This window comes from Cryptosporangium arvum DSM 44712 (assembly GCF_000585375.1).
GTDB classification, from domain to species: Bacteria; Actinomycetota; Actinomycetes; order Mycobacteriales; family Cryptosporangiaceae; genus Cryptosporangium; species Cryptosporangium arvum.
This window is the reverse complement of record NZ_KK073874.1, coordinates 5,554,997-5,569,416: the sequence shown is the minus strand read 5'-3', so window position 1 is coordinate 5,569,416 and position 14,420 is coordinate 5,554,997. Positions and strand designations below refer to the sequence as shown.

Here is a 14,420-nt window from a genome sequence, read left to right as displayed (position 1 = left end):
GCCACCCTGCCTCCATGGTGGACTCGAACGCCCGGCTGACCGGGAAGACAGCAGTGGTCACCGGCGCCGCGAACGGCATCGGTGCCGCCGTGGCCCGTCGCTTCGTCGCCGAGGGCGCGCACGTGGTGGGCGGTGACATCGACGACGCCGGCCTCGCCGCGCTGAGCGCCGAACTCGGCGAGAGCTTCGCCGCCCGGCACACCGACGTCACCGTCGAGGACGACGTCCACGCGCTGGTGTCGTCCGCGACCGAGCACTTCGGCGGGCTCGACATCGCGGTCGCGAACGCCGGCGGCGCCACGATCGGCGAGATCACCGAACTGGACGCCACCGAGTGGCGCCGCGTCGTCGACCTGTCCTTGCACGGGGTTTTCCACACCGTGAAGCACGCGGGGCGCGTGCTCCGAGCGGGTGGGGCCATCGTGGCGTTGGCGAGCTTGAATGCGATCCAGCCCGGCCGCGGGATGGCGGCCTACTGCGCGGCGAAGGCCGGGGTGGTCGCGCTGACCGAGGTCGCCGCGCTCGAACTCGGCCCGGCCGGCATCCGGGTCAACGCGGTCGCCCCCGGCCTCGTCCGCACCCCGGCCACCGAACCGCTCTGGGCCCTACCGGGCGCGGTCGAAGAGTACGTCGAGAACACGCCCCTCGGCCGCTTCGCCGCCCCGGAGGAGATCGCCGCGCTGATCCTGTTCCTGGCCTCCGACGAAGCCGGCTTCATCACCGGCAGCGTCCACAGCATCGACGGCGGCGCCCGAACCCGCCGCTACCCCGACCTGATCGCCGTCAGCGAGCGCCTGACCACCCCCACCGAGCCCCTCCCACCCCCGGCCTGACGGGCCCAAGGCCCAGGCGACACCGCCCCGAACGTCCCCGACGCCGAACCCGGCACCACTCCCCATCCCATGAGCCGGCGAGAGTCGGCTCCCTCGCACCGTGCTCCCTCGCACCGTGCTCCCTCGCACCGTGCTCCCTCGCACCGGGCCGAGCCGGGCCGACCGCACTGAGCCGCGCCGAGTTAGGCGCGCGGTGCCATGCATGCCGCGCCGTGCCGTGCCGCGCCATGCCGCGCCGAGTTAGGCGCGCGGTGCTATGCGCGCCGCGCCGCGCCGCGCCGCGCCCGTGCCAGGCCAGGCCGTGCCGGGCTGTCCCCGGGCCGCGCCGTGCCGCACCGCGCTGAACGTGCCGCGCCGGGCTGCGCCGGGCTGCGCCGAACTCGGCGTCAACCGAGCCGAGTCGGGTGTGCCGTGTCGCGCCGTGGTCGTATCGAACTGCGCGCACTGCACCGAGCCGAGCCCGGCTGAGCTGCGTCGCGCCAGGTCGCGCCGCATAGAACTCGGCCAGAAGCCGGCCACGCGCACCGAGTCCACCCGCACTGTGCTGGCCGCACCGAGCAGGGCTGGTCACAGTCGGGCTGGGTGGGCCGAAAATTGCCCGCGCCGCGCCGCGCCGCCCCGTACCGCGGCGGGCGAGGCCGCGCCGTACCGCGGCGGGCCAGCCCGGCCCGTGCCGCACCGCGCGGGGCCAAGCGCGCCGAACCGGACCGAGCGGCGACGAACCGTGCCGGGTCGACCTGGGCCGTGTCATACCGAGCCCGGCCGCGTTGAGCCGTGTCGTGCCGCATCGAGCCCTGCCGCACCGATGTCCCGACCATACCGGTCCGGTGGAGCTGGGGCGCGCCGCTCCGGGCCTCGCGCCAAGCCGAGCAAGGCCAAGACCTAGGCCGTTCCGAGCTGCGCCGCCCCGCGCCTAGCTGCCCCGCCCCGCCCCGCGCCGAACGGCCCCGCCCCGCGCCGCGCCGAACGGTCCCGCCCCGCGCCGAGCGGCGCTGCGCTGCCCCGCGCTGAACGGCGCTGTGCTGCCCCGCGCTGAACGGCGCTGTGCTGCCCCGCGCTGAACGGCGCTGTGCTGCCCCGCGCTGAACGGCGCTGTGCTGCCCCGCGCTGAACGGCGCTGCGCTGCCCCGCGCTGAACGGCGCTGCGCTGCCCCGCGCTGAACGGCGCTGCGCTGCCCCGCGCCGAACGGCGCCGCGCTGCCCCGCGCCGAACGGCGCCGCGCTGCCCCGCGCCGAACGGCGCCGCGCTGCCCCGCGCCGAACGGCGCCGCGCTGCCCCGCGCCGAACGGCGCCGCGCTGCCCCGCGCCGAACGGCGCCGCGCTGCCCCGCGCCGAACGGCGCTGCGCCGTACCCAGCCGCACGCCAAGCCCAACCGGAACCGCGGGGCTGAGCCGCGCCGGGTCGAGTCGCGTCCCGTGGTCGCACCGAGCCGTCTCGGGAAACCGGCTGCGGTAGCCCGGCGCTGGTAACCCCGGCCGCGTCCGCCATCACCGGGTGCAGGCCGCTTCCAGCGCAGCCGGAACGAGCCCGGCCACACCCCGCCCCCTCCGCGAATGAGCCCGACGCGCGCACAGCAACTACGGCACCGCCACTACCAGCCCGGCAGCGATGCGGGCGGCACGAACAGATCCAGCAGGCAGGAACTCCACAGGAACGAACCCGGACACCACCGGCCGGTTAGGGCTGCGGCGCAGGGAACCGGCCGACCCGGCCACCACCTCCGCTCGGAGACGCCTCGACAAGACCACCGGGCCACCCCACCCGCTCAGGTCACCCGCCACCGCGGCGCCTGCTCACGAGACACACTCCAACGTGCCGTGGTCACGGATCGCCTGGCACGCTCGAACCGTCATCGACAAGAACATCGCGTCCGCCGCCGCCGTCCGCTCCACTGCCGCGTACACGCACCCCAGCACCGTGATCACCGGCGCGTGCAGCATGCCCGACCGGTATCCCTCCCGGCAGTCCGCGAGTGAATACCCCGGTACGCCCAGCGCCGTGTGATACGCCTCCACCAGCGAGTCCTCGGCGGCCCGGCGGTCCTCGACCGGGAGGGACAGGGCCACGAAGTACGCCAGGTCCCGGCCCGGGTGCCCCACCGACACCGTCTGCCAGTCGAGCGCCGCCACCTCGGGCGACGTCGGGTGGAACATCAGGTTGTCGAGTCGGTAGTCCCCGTGCACCAGCGAGAACGGGGTCTGGTGGTCGCGCAACCAACGTTCGGTGAGGGCGGCGGCCGCGCGTAGCGTCGACGCGTCGTCCGACGCGAGCTCGGCGCCGAAGCGGTGCACGAACACCTCGGTCGCGTCGCGGTGCAGCGCGCCCAGGAACGCTGCTCCTTCGGCGTCGGCGGGGGCGAGCCAGTCCAGGCCCGAGGCCAGCAGCGGGCTGTTCCAGAACGGGCCGTGCAGGCCGGCCAGGTTGACGACCGCGTCGCGCGCCCGATCCGCCGTGCAGCCGTCGGCCTGGGCGCCCGGGGTGCTCGGCGCCAAGTCCTCCAGCACCAGCGTGAACCGGGTGTGGTCGGGGCTGATCGCGGCGTACCAGCAGCGGGGGAGCCGGGCGTTCACCCGGGCGGCCAGGTGCAGGTAGAAGCCGACCTCCCAGGCGTAGCCCTGGCTGGTCATGCTCCGGTCGGCGCCGGTGCCCATCTTCACCACGACCGAGGCCGGTGCGCCGGAGGAGGTGAGCCACACCCGGTAGCTCGCCCCGATCTGCCCGGTCCCGATCCGCTGCACGCGCACCGCGCTCACGGGGACGTCCAGCACGCGCCCCAGCCAGGACGCGGTCAACGCGTCCGCGCTGTCGGCGATCAGCGACGGATCCGGCTCGACCGGCAACGAGAGCGTCACGCCACCCACCCCGGGTTCGCCGGGTACTCCGGTAACGCCGGCCGGACCGCCCGGTACGCCGAGACCACCGGCGCGAGCTCGTCCGGCGTCGCGCCGTGCAGGATCACCCCGGACACGCCGAGGCCGAACTGGCGGGCGACCTCGGCGGCGCACTCGGCCGGCGACCCGGTCGCCGCCGCCGACAGCCATTCGGACGGGAGCAGCGTCGCGATGTGTTCGAGCTGGTCGGTGCTCGCGCGGTCGTCGATCGCGCCGAGGAAGCTTCCGACGACCGGGTCGGCCCGGAACCGGGTCAGCACCGCGGGATCCCAGTCGTTGATCGCGACCAGCACGTCGCCGTATCCCTGCAGGTACGAGGCGAGCCGCCCGACGGTCTTCTTCAGACGCGCGTCGGCCGGGAGGTGGTCGCCGATCGTCGCGAGCACCGACCAGACCCGGATCGACGCCGGGTCGCGCCCCACCGACTTCGCGCCCCGGGCGATCGCGTCGAGCGCCGTCGAGAGCGCGTGGTCGGAGAAGTAGGTGTGCAGCACGACGCCGTCCGCGATGCGGCCCGCGAGCTCCAGCGTCCGCGGTCCGATCGCGACCAGGACGATCGGGATGTCGAAGTCGAAGTACGACTCCTGGTGCAGATAGGGGTAGGAGCCGGCCGGGCCGTCGTGGCCGAAGATCGCCTCGCCCTTCCACAGCCGGCGCATCAGGCCGGCGAAGTCCTCGAGCTGCACCGAGGTCACCGGGGACAGCCCGATGGCCCGGCTGCGCAGCTCGATGCCGCGGCCCAGCCCGAGCGCGAACCGGCCGCCGGTCAGCGTGTGCATCGACGTCGCCAGGGACGCCGTCAGCAGGGGATGGCGCGTGTTGTGGTTCGTGGCCGCGGTGGCGAGCCCGAGCGTCGACGAGACCGCGCCCATCGCGCCGGCGATCGTGCCCGCCTCCTTGAAGTTGAAGCGTTCGGAGAGGAAGCCGGCACCGAGGCCGAGGGCCTCCGCCGCGGGTACCTCGTGCACCACGTCGCGCGGGCTGCGGGTGTGACCGGCGAGCGTGTAGAAGCCGAGCTCGGTCAGGTTACTCATCGATGAGCCCCCAGACAATATGAAATATACAAAGGGCACGCTAGCACGGCTTGACAGAACTAGAATTTCGTTTCAGAGTGTCGCCATGACGCTTCCGGCCGGGCTGCCCGTGATCGACACGATGATCGGGTTCCCCCATGAGGGGTTCGCCGTCTACGACTTCATCCGCAAGCAGACGAAGGACCAGGCGTCGAAGGACTCGGAGTTCCCGGCCGAGTACATGTTCAAGAACGTGCCGAAGGACCTGCCGACCTCCGACCCGATCGCGGTCACGCTCCACGAGATGGACCGGTTCGGCGTCGAGAAGGGCATGGTCGGGGTCTCCGACGAAACGTCGCAGCTCGCGCTGAAGAAGCACCCGGACCGTTTCATCCCGTCCGGGAGCATCAACGACCCGAACGACGTCGTCGGCAGCGTCCGCGCGATCAAGCGGGAGTACGAGGAGTTCGGCATCCGGGCCACGTCGGCGTTCCCGAGCGGCACGTTCCCCCAGGTGCCGATCGACGACCCGAAGATGTACCCGATCTACGCCACCTGCGTGGAGCTTGGCATCCCGATCTTCGTCTGCGCCGGCGTGCCCGGCCCTCGGCTGAAGTTCGCGCCGCAGGAGGTCAGCCGCATCGACACGGTGATGTTCGACTTCCCCGACCTGGTGTTCGTCACCCGGCACGGCTGCGAGCCGTGGGAGCAGCTCGCGGTGAAGCTGATGCTCAAGTGGCCGAACCTGTACTACTCGACGTCGGCGTTCGCCCCGAAGTACTACCCCAAGGCCGTCGTCGACTTCGCGAACACCCGCGGCGCCGACAAGGTGCTCTACGCCGGCTACTTCCCGATGGGGCTGTCGCTCGAACGCATCTTCCGGGACATGCCGGACGTGCCGTTCAAAGACGAGGTCTGGCCCAAGTTCCTGTACGGCAACGCGGCCCGCCTGCTGGGCCTGTAGAGAGGTGACGACGATGACCGAGCTCCCGTGGACGTTCTTCGACTGCGACAACCACTACTACGAGGCGCTCGACGCGTTCACGCGCCATCTCGAGCCCGAGTACAAGAAGCGCACGATGCAGTGGGCGACGATCAACGGCAGGCAGCGGTTGCTCGTCGGCGGCAAGGTCAACAAGTTCATCCCGAACCCGACCTTCGACCCGGTCGCCGCGCCCGGCGTCATGGACGAGTACTTCCGCGGTCGCAACCCGAAGAGCGCCGACCCGAAGCAGCTGTTCGGCGAGCTGGAGCCGATCCGCGCCGAGTACCGCGACCGGGACGCCCGCCTCGCGTGCATGGACCGCCAGGGCATGGAGGCCTGCATCATGCTGCCGACGCTCGGCGTCGGCATGGAGCAGGCGTTGATCCACGACCTCCCGGCGATGACCGCGGCGTTCCGGGCTTTCAACCGCTGGCTCGACGAGGACTGGGGCTTCGCCTACCAGGGCCGGATCTTCGCCGCCCCGTACATCACGCTCTCCGACCCGGCGAACGCCGTGGCCGAGCTGCAGTGGGCGCTCGAGCGCGACGCGCGGTTCGTCGTCATGGTCGGTGGGCCGGTGACGACCGCGCTCGGGTCACGCGCTCCCGGCGACCCGATGTTCGACGGGTTCTGGCAGCTCGCGAACGACTCCGGTATCACCGTGCTCTACCACGGCGGCGAGTCGCCGTACACGAGGTACCTCAAGGACTGGGGCGAGAACGACTTCACCGAGGCGTTCCGGGCCAATGCGTTCCGCGGTCTGGTGAGCGCCAACCCGCTCCAGGACACGATCGCCTCGCACCTGGCGCTCGGCCTGTTCGCCCGCTTCCCGAACCTGCGCGTGGCGTCGATCGAGGTCGGTTCGGACTGGGTGTTCCACCTGTTCGAGAAGCTCACGAAGTCCTACGGGCAGGTACCGCACCTCTACCCGGAGGACCCGCGCGAGACGCTGAAGCGGCACGTGTGGGTCTCGCCGTTCTACGAGGACGAGCTGGCCAGCCTGCTGCGCCTGATCGGCGCCGAGCACATCCTGATGGGCTCGGACTACCCGCACGTCGAGGGGCTCGCCGAGCCGGCTTCCTACCTCAAGGACCTGAAGAACTACGACTACAGCGACGAGGCGTGCCAGGCTGTGATGCGCGACAACGGGCGTTTCCTGGCCACGCGCCGGCCGGTCTGACGATGCGTGTCTCGAAGGCCAGCCTGGCCGGCCTGCTGCTGGAGGAGGGCGAGGAGGACCTGGCGGTGCTCCTCGCCCGCTCCGACCTGCCCGACGAGATCGACGTCGAGCGGGACGCGCCGACGCTCCGCGCGATCGGCCTGAGCGGCGACGAACTGCACGCGCTGCTGCCGACGATCACCGGAGCCGCCGCCCACGCCTCGATGACCGACATGTCCGACCTCGAACAGGCGATCTCCGACCGCTGGGCCTACCTGGTCGACGACTGGACGGGCACGGCCCGTTCCTGAGCGAGCAACAATGGCGGGGTGAGGGAGTACGACGTCATCGTCGTGGGCGCCGGCACCGCCGGGTGCGTGCTCGCGGGACGTCTGTCGGAGAACCCGGACCGCCGCGTGCTGCTGCTCGAGGCCGGTCCGGTCTTCGCCACGCCCGGTGAGTTCCCCGACGAGCTCCTCCGCGTCTCGTCGCTCTCGGCCGTCCTCCCCGGCAATCCGTACAATTCGTCCTGGCCCGCGTTCCTCACCCCGGACCTGCCGTGGACGATCCCGCGCGGCCGCGTGCTCGGCGGTTCGGGGGCTCTGAACGGCGCGAACTACGTCCGGGCGACCCGGGCCGACTTCAACGACTGGGTCGCGCTCGGCAACCCCGACTGGTCGTACGAGGCGTGCCTGCCGTTCTACCGCCGCGCCGAGGACGACCTCGACTACCCCGGCGACACCCGCGGTCCGCTGCCGGTGCAGCGGGTCAGGGGCGAGGCGCTCAGCCCGCTCTCCGCCGCGTTCCTCGACGCCTGCCTGGCGGCCGGCTTCCCCGAGGAGAAGAACAAGAACGGCGACGAGACGCCCGGCGTCGGCCTGGTGCCGGGCAACTTCGTCGACGGGGTGCGGGTGAACACCGCGATCTCACACCTGCTCCCGCACCTCGACCGGCCGAACCTGACCGTGCGGGGGAACGCGGACGTGACCCGGGTGGCGATCGACGGCGGCCGCGCGGTCGGCGTGCACGTCGGCGGCGAACTGCTCCGCGCCGGCGACGTCGTGCTGTCGGCGGGGTCGGTGAAGTCGCCGCACCTGCTGATGACGTCCGGGATCGGGGCGGCGGACCGGTTACGTGCGGCGGGCATCGACGTCGTCGTCGACGCGCCGGGTGTCGGCCACGACTTCTCCGACCACCCCGACGTGTACGTGGGCTTCAACGCGCGGGGTGACCTGCCGTTCGACCCGTCGACGCTGACCGCGCAGGTCGGCCTGAACCTCGATTCGGGCGCCGACCCGGCGGGTGACCTGGAACTGCTGCTGTTCGCGATCCCGCTCGGCGCGATGATGACCGACACCGGCAGCGGCCGGACGTCGCTGGTGCGGGGCGCGTCGGACGTGCTGCGCCGGCCGCGGCGGACCCTCGCGGCGCTGCGCGGGGTGTCGTTGCGGCGCCTGGCGACGCAGGTGATCCGGCAGGGCGACCTCAACCTGATGGTCGCGCTGCAGCGTCCGGAGTCGCGGGGCCACCTCGAGCTGGTCGCGGGGGAGCCGGTACTGCACTTCGACTACCTGCGGTCGGCGGGCGACCGGGCGCGGCTGCGCACCGGGGTCCGCACCGCCGTCGAGCTGCTGCGCAGCGGGCCGCTCGCCGCGCACGTCGCGTCGATCACCGGGCCCGACGCCGCGACGCTCACCGACGACGGTGCGCTCGACCGGTGGCTGCGCGCGCACCTGAACTCGAACTTCCACCTGTCCGGGAGCGCGCGGATGGGCCCGGACTCCGATCCCGGCGCGGTCGTCGACGGTTCGCTGGCCGTCCGGGGCGTCCAGGGCCTGCGTGTCGTCGACACGTCGGTGCTGCCCGCGGTGCCCCGCCGCGGCACGAACGCCACCGCGGTCATGCTCGCCGAACGGGCGTCGACGTTCTTCTGACCGGTGCGCGGTGATCCGGGCGACCCGCCCGGATCACCGCGTTCGACGACCCGGCTAGCCGGCCCAGACGCCGGTGCGCGCGGCGTCGCGCGCGTAGTCGGCGAAGTCCCGCGGCTCGCGGCCCAGCGCGCGGCGCACACCGTCGCGGACGCCCTCGTTGCGTCCGTCGAGCACCTCGGTGAACAGGTAGGAGACCAGCGCGATCACCTCCTCCGGCGTCTGCGCGTCGCGGAGCGCACCGGTATAGGCGTCCAGCGGCACCGGCTCGAACCGGACGTCCCGCCCGGACGCCCGGCCGATCTCCGCCGCGGCCTCGGCGAACGTCAGCGCACGCGGACCGGTGAGCTCGTAGACCTGACCGGCGTGCCGTCCGTCGGTGAGCGCGGCGACCGCGACGTCGGCGATGTCGTCGGCGTCGACGAACGGCTCGCGCACGTCCCCGACCGGCAGCCGGAGAACCCCGTCCTCCGGCGGGACCAGGTAGTCCTCGCTGAAGTTCTGCGCGAACCAGCTGCAGCGCACGACCGTCGACTCCGGGGTGGCGGCACGCACGAGGTGCTCGCACCGCTCGGCCTCGGCCTCGCCGCGTCCGGAGAGCAACACCAGGCGGCGGACGCCCTGCCGCGCGGCCTCCGCGGTGAACGCCTCGATCGTCTTCGGGGCGTCCGGCACCGCGAGGTCGGGGACGAACGCGAGGTAGGCGGCGTCCACCCCGGCGAGCGCGGCCGGCCAGGTCTCCGGCGCGTACCAGTCGAAGGGCGGGGTGCCGGTGCGTGAGCCCACCCGGGTGGGGATGCCGAGCGCGTCGAGGCGCGCGGCGACGCGCCGGCCGGTCTTTCCGTGTCCTGCGGTGATGAGGATCGTCATGTCTCCAGGAGACCGGTTTCGGCGAGACGGTTCCATCGCCGCGAGCCGCAGCCGCATACGCGATCGTCTACCGTGAGCGCGTGGACACTCTCGCCGGCCTCCTCGACGGACCCCGCGCCCGGGGCGCGTTCCTGGTCCGTTCGCTGCTGACTCCACCCTGGTCGATCCGGATCCGCGACGAGTCACCGCTGACGCTCTGCGCGGTCGTGCAGGGAACCCTGTGCGTGCTGCCGGACGCCGGTGGGGTGACCCGGCTCGCCGCCGGCGACCTGGCGATCTTCCGCGGCCCGGATCCGTACACCGTCGCCGACGACCCGGGCACCGCGCCGCAGGTGCACATCCTGCCCGGGCAGGTGTGCCAGACCCCGGCCGGTGCCCCGCTCGGCCTGATGACCGACCTGATGTCGCCGCCCGGCGCGCTCGGCGTCCGCACCTGGGGCAACGACGCGATCGGTGGCACCGAACTGCTGACCGGCACCTACGAGGTGCACAGCGAGGTGAGTTCCCGCCTGCTGGCCACGCTGCCGCCGGTGCTGGTGATCCGGGGCTCGTCCTGGGAGAACCCCCTGATCGGGTTCCTGGCCGAGGAGGTCGTGCGTGATGCCCCGGGCCAGGCCGCGGTGCTCGACCGGCTGCTGGACCTGCTGCTGATCGGGGCGCTGCGCTGGTGGTTCGCGCGCCAGGACGCGGCCGCGCCCGGCTGGTACCGCGCGCACGGCGACCCGGTGGTGGGCCCGGCGATCCGGATGCTCCAGACGGACCCGGCCCGGGCGTGGACGGTCGCGCTGCTGGCCCGCGAGACCGGCGTCTCGCGGGCTGCGCTCGCGCGCCGGTTCACCGATCTCGTCGGCGAACCGCCGATGGCGTTCCTGACCGGCTGGCGTCTGGCGCTGGCCGCGGATCTCCTGCGTGAGCCGGACGCCACCCTGGGCGCGGTCGCCCGCAAGGTCGGGTACTCGAGCCCGTTCGCGCTCAGCTCGGCGTTCAAGCGGGTCCGGGGCGTGAGCCCGGCGGAGTTCCGCGCCGCGGTGTGAGCGGGGTTTCACCGAGCGCAGTGGTTGGTACGCACACCGTATCCGTCCGGGAGGAGCGTGCCATGGCCCAGGTCAGCGAAGCACCGTCAGCGCCCGAACTACACAAAGGACTGAGGCCGCGCCATCTCCGGATGATCGCGATCGGCGGCGTCATCGGCGCGGGGCTGTTCGTCGGCTCCGGCGCGGTGATCAACGACGTCGGTCCGGCCGCGTTCCTCACCTACGCCGTCACCGGTGTGCTCATCGTGCTGGTCATGCGGATGCTCGGCGAGATGGCGGTCGCGCACCCGTCCACCGGCTCGTTCGCCGACTACGCCCGGACCGCGCTCGGCAACTGGGCGGGCTTCTCCGTCGGCTGGCTGTACTGGTATTTCTGGGTGATCGTCGTCGGCTTCGAGGCCGTCGCCGGCGCCGAGATCCTGCGGCGCTGGATCGACGCTCCGCTCTGGACGCTCGCGCTCGCGTTGATGGTGCTGATGACCGTGACGAACCTGTTCTCGGTGCGCTCCTATGGCGAGTTCGAGTACTGGTTCGCCGGGATCAAGGTGTTCGCGATCTGCGCGATGCTCGCGCTGGGCGCGTGTTTCGTCCTGGGCCTCTGGCCGGGGCGCGACCTGGACTTCTCGAACCTGACCGAGCACGGCGGGTTCCTGCCGAACGGTACCGGCGTGATCTTCTCGTCGATCGTCGTCGTCATCTTCTCGATGGTGGGCGCCGAGATCGCGACCGTGGCCGCCGCCGAGTCCGACGACCCGGCCCGGGCGATCTCCAAGGCGACGAACTCGGTCGTCGTGCGGATCTCGATCTTCTACGTCGGCTCGGTGTTCCTGCTCGCGGCGATCCTGCCCTGGAACTCGACCCGCCTGGGCGAGTCGCCCTACGTGAGCGCGTTCGACGTGATGGGCATCCCGGGCGCGGCCGACCTGATGAACGCGGTCGTGCTCACCGCGGTGCTCTCGTGCCTGAACTCCGGTCTCTACACCGCCTCCCGGATGGTGTTCGTGCTGGCCGCGCGCCACGAGGCCCCGCAGCGCCTGACCCGCCTCTCCGGCCGCGGCGTCCCGGTCGCGGCGATCCTCGTGTCGACGGTCATCGGCTTCCTGTGCGTGATCGCGGCCTTCATCTCACCCGACACCGTGTTCCTCTTCCTGCTGAACTCCTCCGGCGCGGTGATCCTCTTCGTCTACCTGTTCATCTGCCTCTCGCAGCTGATCCTGCGCCGCCGCACCCCGGACGACGAACTCCCGGTGAAGATGTGGGGCTACCCGGTCCTGACCGGCCTCGTCGTCCTCGCGATCCTCGTCGTGCTGGTGTCGATGGGGGTGAGGTCGGACACGCGCTCGCAGCTGCTGCTGAGCCTGGGTTCGCTGGCGTTCGTCGTAGCCGCGCACGCGCTGGTGGCCCGCCGCCACCGGGCCACCGACCCGACCCCGGCGGCCCCCGAATGAGGTGTGCATCGAGCAGGACGGCCGCGCGCAGGCGCTAGGGCTTGCGGGCGACGGCGCCCATGACGGAGACCAGGTCGTCCGGCTGGTCGGACTGGAGGTCGTGGGCGTCGGGGCGCCAGCGGTGGACCAGGGTGAGGCCCGGCTCGACCGGCTCGAGGCCGTCGAAGAAGCGGGCGATCTCCCGGGCCGGCCGCGGACGTAACACCACGCCGCGTTTCGTGAAGTCCTGTTCCAGGGCGCTCCACCCGTCCGGGGCCAGGTCGGAGGTGAGCTGGGAGAGCGCCAGATACGACCCGGGGGCCAGCGCGTGCACCAGCCGGGCGACGCGCGCGTGCGGGTCCTCGGCGTCGAGCAGGTGGTGGGTCACGGCCACGAGCAGGAGGCCCACGGGGCGGGACAGGTCGAGCGTCTCGGCCGCCCGGGCCAGCACCCGGTCGGGTTCGCGCAGGTCGGCGTGGGCGTACCGGACGCGTCCCGGTTCGTCCCGGCCGCGGGCCACGACGAGCGGGTCGTAGTCGAGGTAGACGACCGTGGCGTCCGGGGCGACCAGGTGCGTGCTGTCGGCGGCCGGGATCCCGCTGCCGACGTCGAGGAACTGATCGACGCCCGCGCCGGCCAGGAAGGTCACCACCCGCCGCAGGAACTCGCGGTTCGACCGGGCGGCGACCCGCGCGCCGGGGTTCACCGCCAGGCCGGCCTCGGCGGCGGCGCGGTCGGCGGGATAATTGTCGTCGCCGCCGAGCAGATAGTTGTAGATCCGGGCCGGGTGGGGGCGTTCGGTGCGCAGCTCGACGGCGTCGCTCATACGACCATTGTGGATCGATGAGGTCCCGGTCGCACCATGCTCGGGCATCATGGGGCCGGTGCGGAAAGCTCTGGCGGGTGCGTTCGTGGTGATGACGCTGGCCGGGTGCGGTGCGGGCACGGACGTGCTCCGGCCCGCGGTGGTCGCGCCGCCGAGCGTGGCCGTGAGCGCCACCCCGTCCGGGCAGGCGCCGTGCGTGAAAGGTGTCCTGATCACCGTCGGTGAGGTTGACGGCGCGATGGGGCTGCGAGCCGTGGGGATCACGGTGCGTAACTGTGGACGCGACGCGTACACCCTCCACGGGTATCCCGCGCTCGAGGTGCTCGACGCCGGTGGACGCCGGGTGGACGTCGAGGTGCGGCACGGCACCGAGCACGTGCATCGGATCGAGCGCTACGACGGTCCACCCGCGAGCATCACGCTCGCCCGGGGCGAGGAGGCCGGAGCGGTGCTGCTCTGGCGCAACGTCACCACGGTCGCCGAGACCGCGGTGCACGGCGAGTACCTGCGGGTCGCCACCGGGCCCGGCCGGACACCGCAGCTCCTCGCGCTGACGGTGGACGCCGGCAACACCGGTGCGGTCGCGGTCAGCCCCTGGGTCCGCGAGTAACCGGCCGCGGAGGCAGGGCCGCCGCTCAGGCGGCGGGGTCGGCCGCTGGCGACCGCCGGCACACCGACTCGCGGATCGCGGCCGGCACGTAGTCGCCCGCGTGCGCCACGGCCCCACCGACCACCACCAGCCCGGGGTCGTAGAAGCTGACGAGCGTCGCCAGCGTCGCGCCCACCAGCCGCCCGGCCCGGGCCGGCAACGCCCGCGCCCCGGGGTCGCCGCGATGCGCGGCGGTCGTGACGTCCGAGGCCCGCAGCGCCCCGGTGGTCGCGAGCGTCTCGGCCATCAGCGGGCGGCCGCCGGTCTCGGCCAGCCAGCGCCCCCTCCCGGGCCAGCGCGGCGCCCCCGGCGACGACCTCCAGGCACCCGGCGTCGCCGCAGCGGCAGATCACGCCCTCGGTCTCGGCCGCGACCACGTGCCCGATGTCGCCGCGCAGCCGTTCCGGCCGCGGTGCAGCCGTCCGCCGGAGATCAGACCGGCGCCGATGCCGGTGCCGATCTTACGAACAGCATGTCGGCCGCGGCCGCGGGGTTGGTGCGCACCTCGCCCAGCGCGAGGAGGTTCACGTCGTTGTCGATCCAGGTCGCTGCGGCGCAGCGGCGCGAGAGCCGGTCGCGGATCGGGTACCCGTCCCAGCCCGGCATGATCGGCGGGGCGACCGGCAGACCGGTGTCGAACTCGACCGGGCCGGGAACGCCGACGCCGGTACCCCAGACGGCTCGGCCCGGTGCGTGCTCGGCGAGGCTCCCGTCGACCACCGCTCCGCGCGCCCAGCACCACTTCCGGGCCTGTGGCGCGCGAGCCGCGGCGGCGGCTCGCTGCCGCCCGAGGCCACGAT

General features: G+C 72.8%; 14 protein-coding genes. 8 read left to right on the top strand and 6 right to left on the bottom strand.

All coding sequences use genetic code 11. The features are described from left to right. The first annotated feature begins 14 nt into the window (after positions 1 to 14). Complete coding sequence (locus CRYAR_RS25405) at positions 15 to 833, top strand: SDR family NAD(P)-dependent oxidoreductase (RefSeq protein WP_051570938.1); 819 nt, start codon at positions 15 to 17, stop codon at positions 831 to 833. Between the two features lie 1,795 nt (positions 834 to 2,628). On the opposite strand, the gene CRYAR_RS25400 is transcribed toward CRYAR_RS25405, so the two are convergent. Both CRYAR_RS25400 and CRYAR_RS25395 read right to left on the bottom strand, forming a co-directional pair. Continuing rightward, the gene (locus CRYAR_RS25400) at positions 2,629 to 3,687 is read right to left on the bottom strand and encodes a phosphotransferase (RefSeq protein ID WP_169745083.1); all 1,059 of its coding nucleotides are present in this window, start codon (positions 3,685 to 3,687) and stop codon (positions 2,629 to 2,631) included. After that, entirely contained in the window at positions 3,684 to 4,781 is a 1,098-nt protein-coding gene (locus tag CRYAR_RS25395; protein WP_342673874.1) for a TIGR03857 family LLM class F420-dependent oxidoreductase, read from the bottom strand. The genes CRYAR_RS25400 and CRYAR_RS25395 overlap by 4 nt, the downstream gene beginning before the upstream one ends. Before the next feature lie 64 nt (positions 4,782 to 4,845). On the opposite strand from CRYAR_RS25395, the gene CRYAR_RS25390 reads away from it, so the two are divergent. From CRYAR_RS25390 to CRYAR_RS25375, 4 genes are read left to right on the top strand one after another with little or no spacing between them, the layout of a single operon-like run. Further along, a complete protein-coding gene (locus CRYAR_RS25390; RefSeq protein ID WP_035855644.1) occupies positions 4,846 to 5,703 on the top strand; it encodes an amidohydrolase family protein in 858 nt (285 codons plus the stop codon). Between the two features lie 13 nt (positions 5,704 to 5,716). Then, the gene (locus tag CRYAR_RS25385; RefSeq protein WP_035866311.1) at positions 5,717 to 6,904 is read left to right on the top strand and encodes an amidohydrolase family protein; all 1,188 of its coding nucleotides are present in this window, start codon (positions 5,717 to 5,719) and stop codon (positions 6,902 to 6,904) included. Between the two features lie 2 nt (positions 6,905 to 6,906). Beyond that, positions 6,907 to 7,194, top strand: a complete 288-nt coding sequence (locus CRYAR_RS25380) for a hypothetical protein (protein ID WP_035855643.1) — start codon at positions 6,907 to 6,909, stop codon at positions 7,192 to 7,194. An 18-nt stretch (positions 7,195 to 7,212) separates the two neighbouring features. Then, complete coding sequence (locus CRYAR_RS25375) at positions 7,213 to 8,817, top strand: GMC family oxidoreductase (protein ID WP_035855642.1); 1,605 nt, start codon at positions 7,213 to 7,215, stop codon at positions 8,815 to 8,817. Positions 8,818 to 8,871: 54 nt separating this feature from the next. Here CRYAR_RS25375 and CRYAR_RS25370 read toward each other — a convergent pair whose 3' ends face one another. Then, positions 8,872 to 9,684 (bottom strand): NmrA family NAD(P)-binding protein, encoded by an 813-nt coding sequence (locus CRYAR_RS25370; protein WP_035855641.1) that lies wholly within the window; start codon positions 9,682 to 9,684, stop codon positions 8,872 to 8,874. A gap of 80 nt (positions 9,685 to 9,764) precedes the next feature. Here CRYAR_RS25370 and CRYAR_RS25365 point away from each other — a divergent pair, with 80 nt between their 5' ends. Both CRYAR_RS25365 and CRYAR_RS25360 read left to right on the top strand, forming a co-directional pair. Beyond that, positions 9,765 to 10,718, top strand: a complete 954-nt coding sequence (locus tag CRYAR_RS25365) for an AraC family transcriptional regulator (protein ID WP_035855640.1) — start codon at positions 9,765 to 9,767, stop codon at positions 10,716 to 10,718. A gap of 131 nt (positions 10,719 to 10,849) precedes the next feature. After that, complete coding sequence (locus tag CRYAR_RS25360; protein ID WP_051570937.1) at positions 10,850 to 12,166, top strand: amino acid permease; 1,317 nt, start codon at positions 10,850 to 10,852, stop codon at positions 12,164 to 12,166. Between the two features lie 34 nt (positions 12,167 to 12,200). On the opposite strand, the gene CRYAR_RS25355 is transcribed toward CRYAR_RS25360, so the two are convergent. Beyond that, positions 12,201 to 12,971: an SAM-dependent methyltransferase gene (locus CRYAR_RS25355; RefSeq protein ID WP_035855637.1), complete on the bottom strand. Its 771-nt coding sequence runs from the start codon at positions 12,969 to 12,971 to the stop codon at positions 12,201 to 12,203. A 58-nt stretch (positions 12,972 to 13,029) separates the two neighbouring features. Between CRYAR_RS25355 and CRYAR_RS25350 the strand changes: the two genes are divergently transcribed. Continuing rightward, positions 13,030 to 13,581 carry a DUF4232 domain-containing protein gene (locus tag CRYAR_RS25350; RefSeq protein WP_169745082.1) on the top strand — a complete coding sequence of 184 codons (552 nt, stop codon included), beginning with the start codon at positions 13,030 to 13,032 and terminating at the stop codon, positions 13,579 to 13,581. Between the two features lie 25 nt (positions 13,582 to 13,606). Here the strand turns inward: CRYAR_RS25350 and CRYAR_RS50320 are convergent, their stop codons facing one another. Together CRYAR_RS50320 and CRYAR_RS50315 are read right to left on the bottom strand one after the other, a co-directional pair. Further along, on the bottom strand, positions 13,607 to 13,867 hold the full coding sequence (locus tag CRYAR_RS50320) for an ROK family protein (RefSeq protein ID WP_051570935.1): 261 nt from the start codon (positions 13,865 to 13,867) through the stop codon (positions 13,607 to 13,609). Between the two features lie 185 nt (positions 13,868 to 14,052). Then, positions 14,053 to 14,340: an ROK family protein gene (locus CRYAR_RS50315; RefSeq protein ID WP_051570934.1), complete on the bottom strand. Its 288-nt coding sequence runs from the start codon at positions 14,338 to 14,340 to the stop codon at positions 14,053 to 14,055. Positions 14,341 to 14,420: the final 80 nt, after the last annotated feature.

What these genes read in the sequence shown, in the direction of transcription:
- CRYAR_RS25405 (WP_051570938.1), top strand. Translation starts at nt 15, where the DNA reads ATGGTGGACTCGAACGCCCGGCTGACCGGGAAGACAGCAGTGGTCACC.
- CRYAR_RS25390 (WP_035855644.1), top strand. Translation starts at nt 4,846, where the DNA reads ATGACGCTTCCGGCCGGGCTGCCCGTGATCGACACGATGATCGGGTTC.
- CRYAR_RS25385 (WP_035866311.1), top strand. Translation starts at nt 5,717, where the DNA reads ATGACCGAGCTCCCGTGGACGTTCTTCGACTGCGACAACCACTACTAC.
- CRYAR_RS25380 (WP_035855643.1), top strand. Translation starts at nt 6,907, where the DNA reads ATGCGTGTCTCGAAGGCCAGCCTGGCCGGCCTGCTGCTGGAGGAGGGC.
- CRYAR_RS25370 (WP_035855641.1), bottom strand. Translation starts at nt 9,684, where the DNA reads ATGACGATCCTCATCACCGCAGGACACGGAAAGACCGGCCGGCGCGTC.
- CRYAR_RS25360 (WP_051570937.1), top strand. Translation starts at nt 10,850, where the DNA reads ATGATCGCGATCGGCGGCGTCATCGGCGCGGGGCTGTTCGTCGGCTCC.
- CRYAR_RS25355 (WP_035855637.1), bottom strand. Translation starts at nt 12,971, where the DNA reads ATGAGCGACGCCGTCGAGCTGCGCACCGAACGCCCCCACCCGGCCCGG.
- CRYAR_RS50320 (WP_051570935.1), bottom strand. Translation starts at nt 13,867, where the DNA reads ATGGCCGAGACGCTCGCGACCACCGGGGCGCTGCGGGCCTCGGACGTC.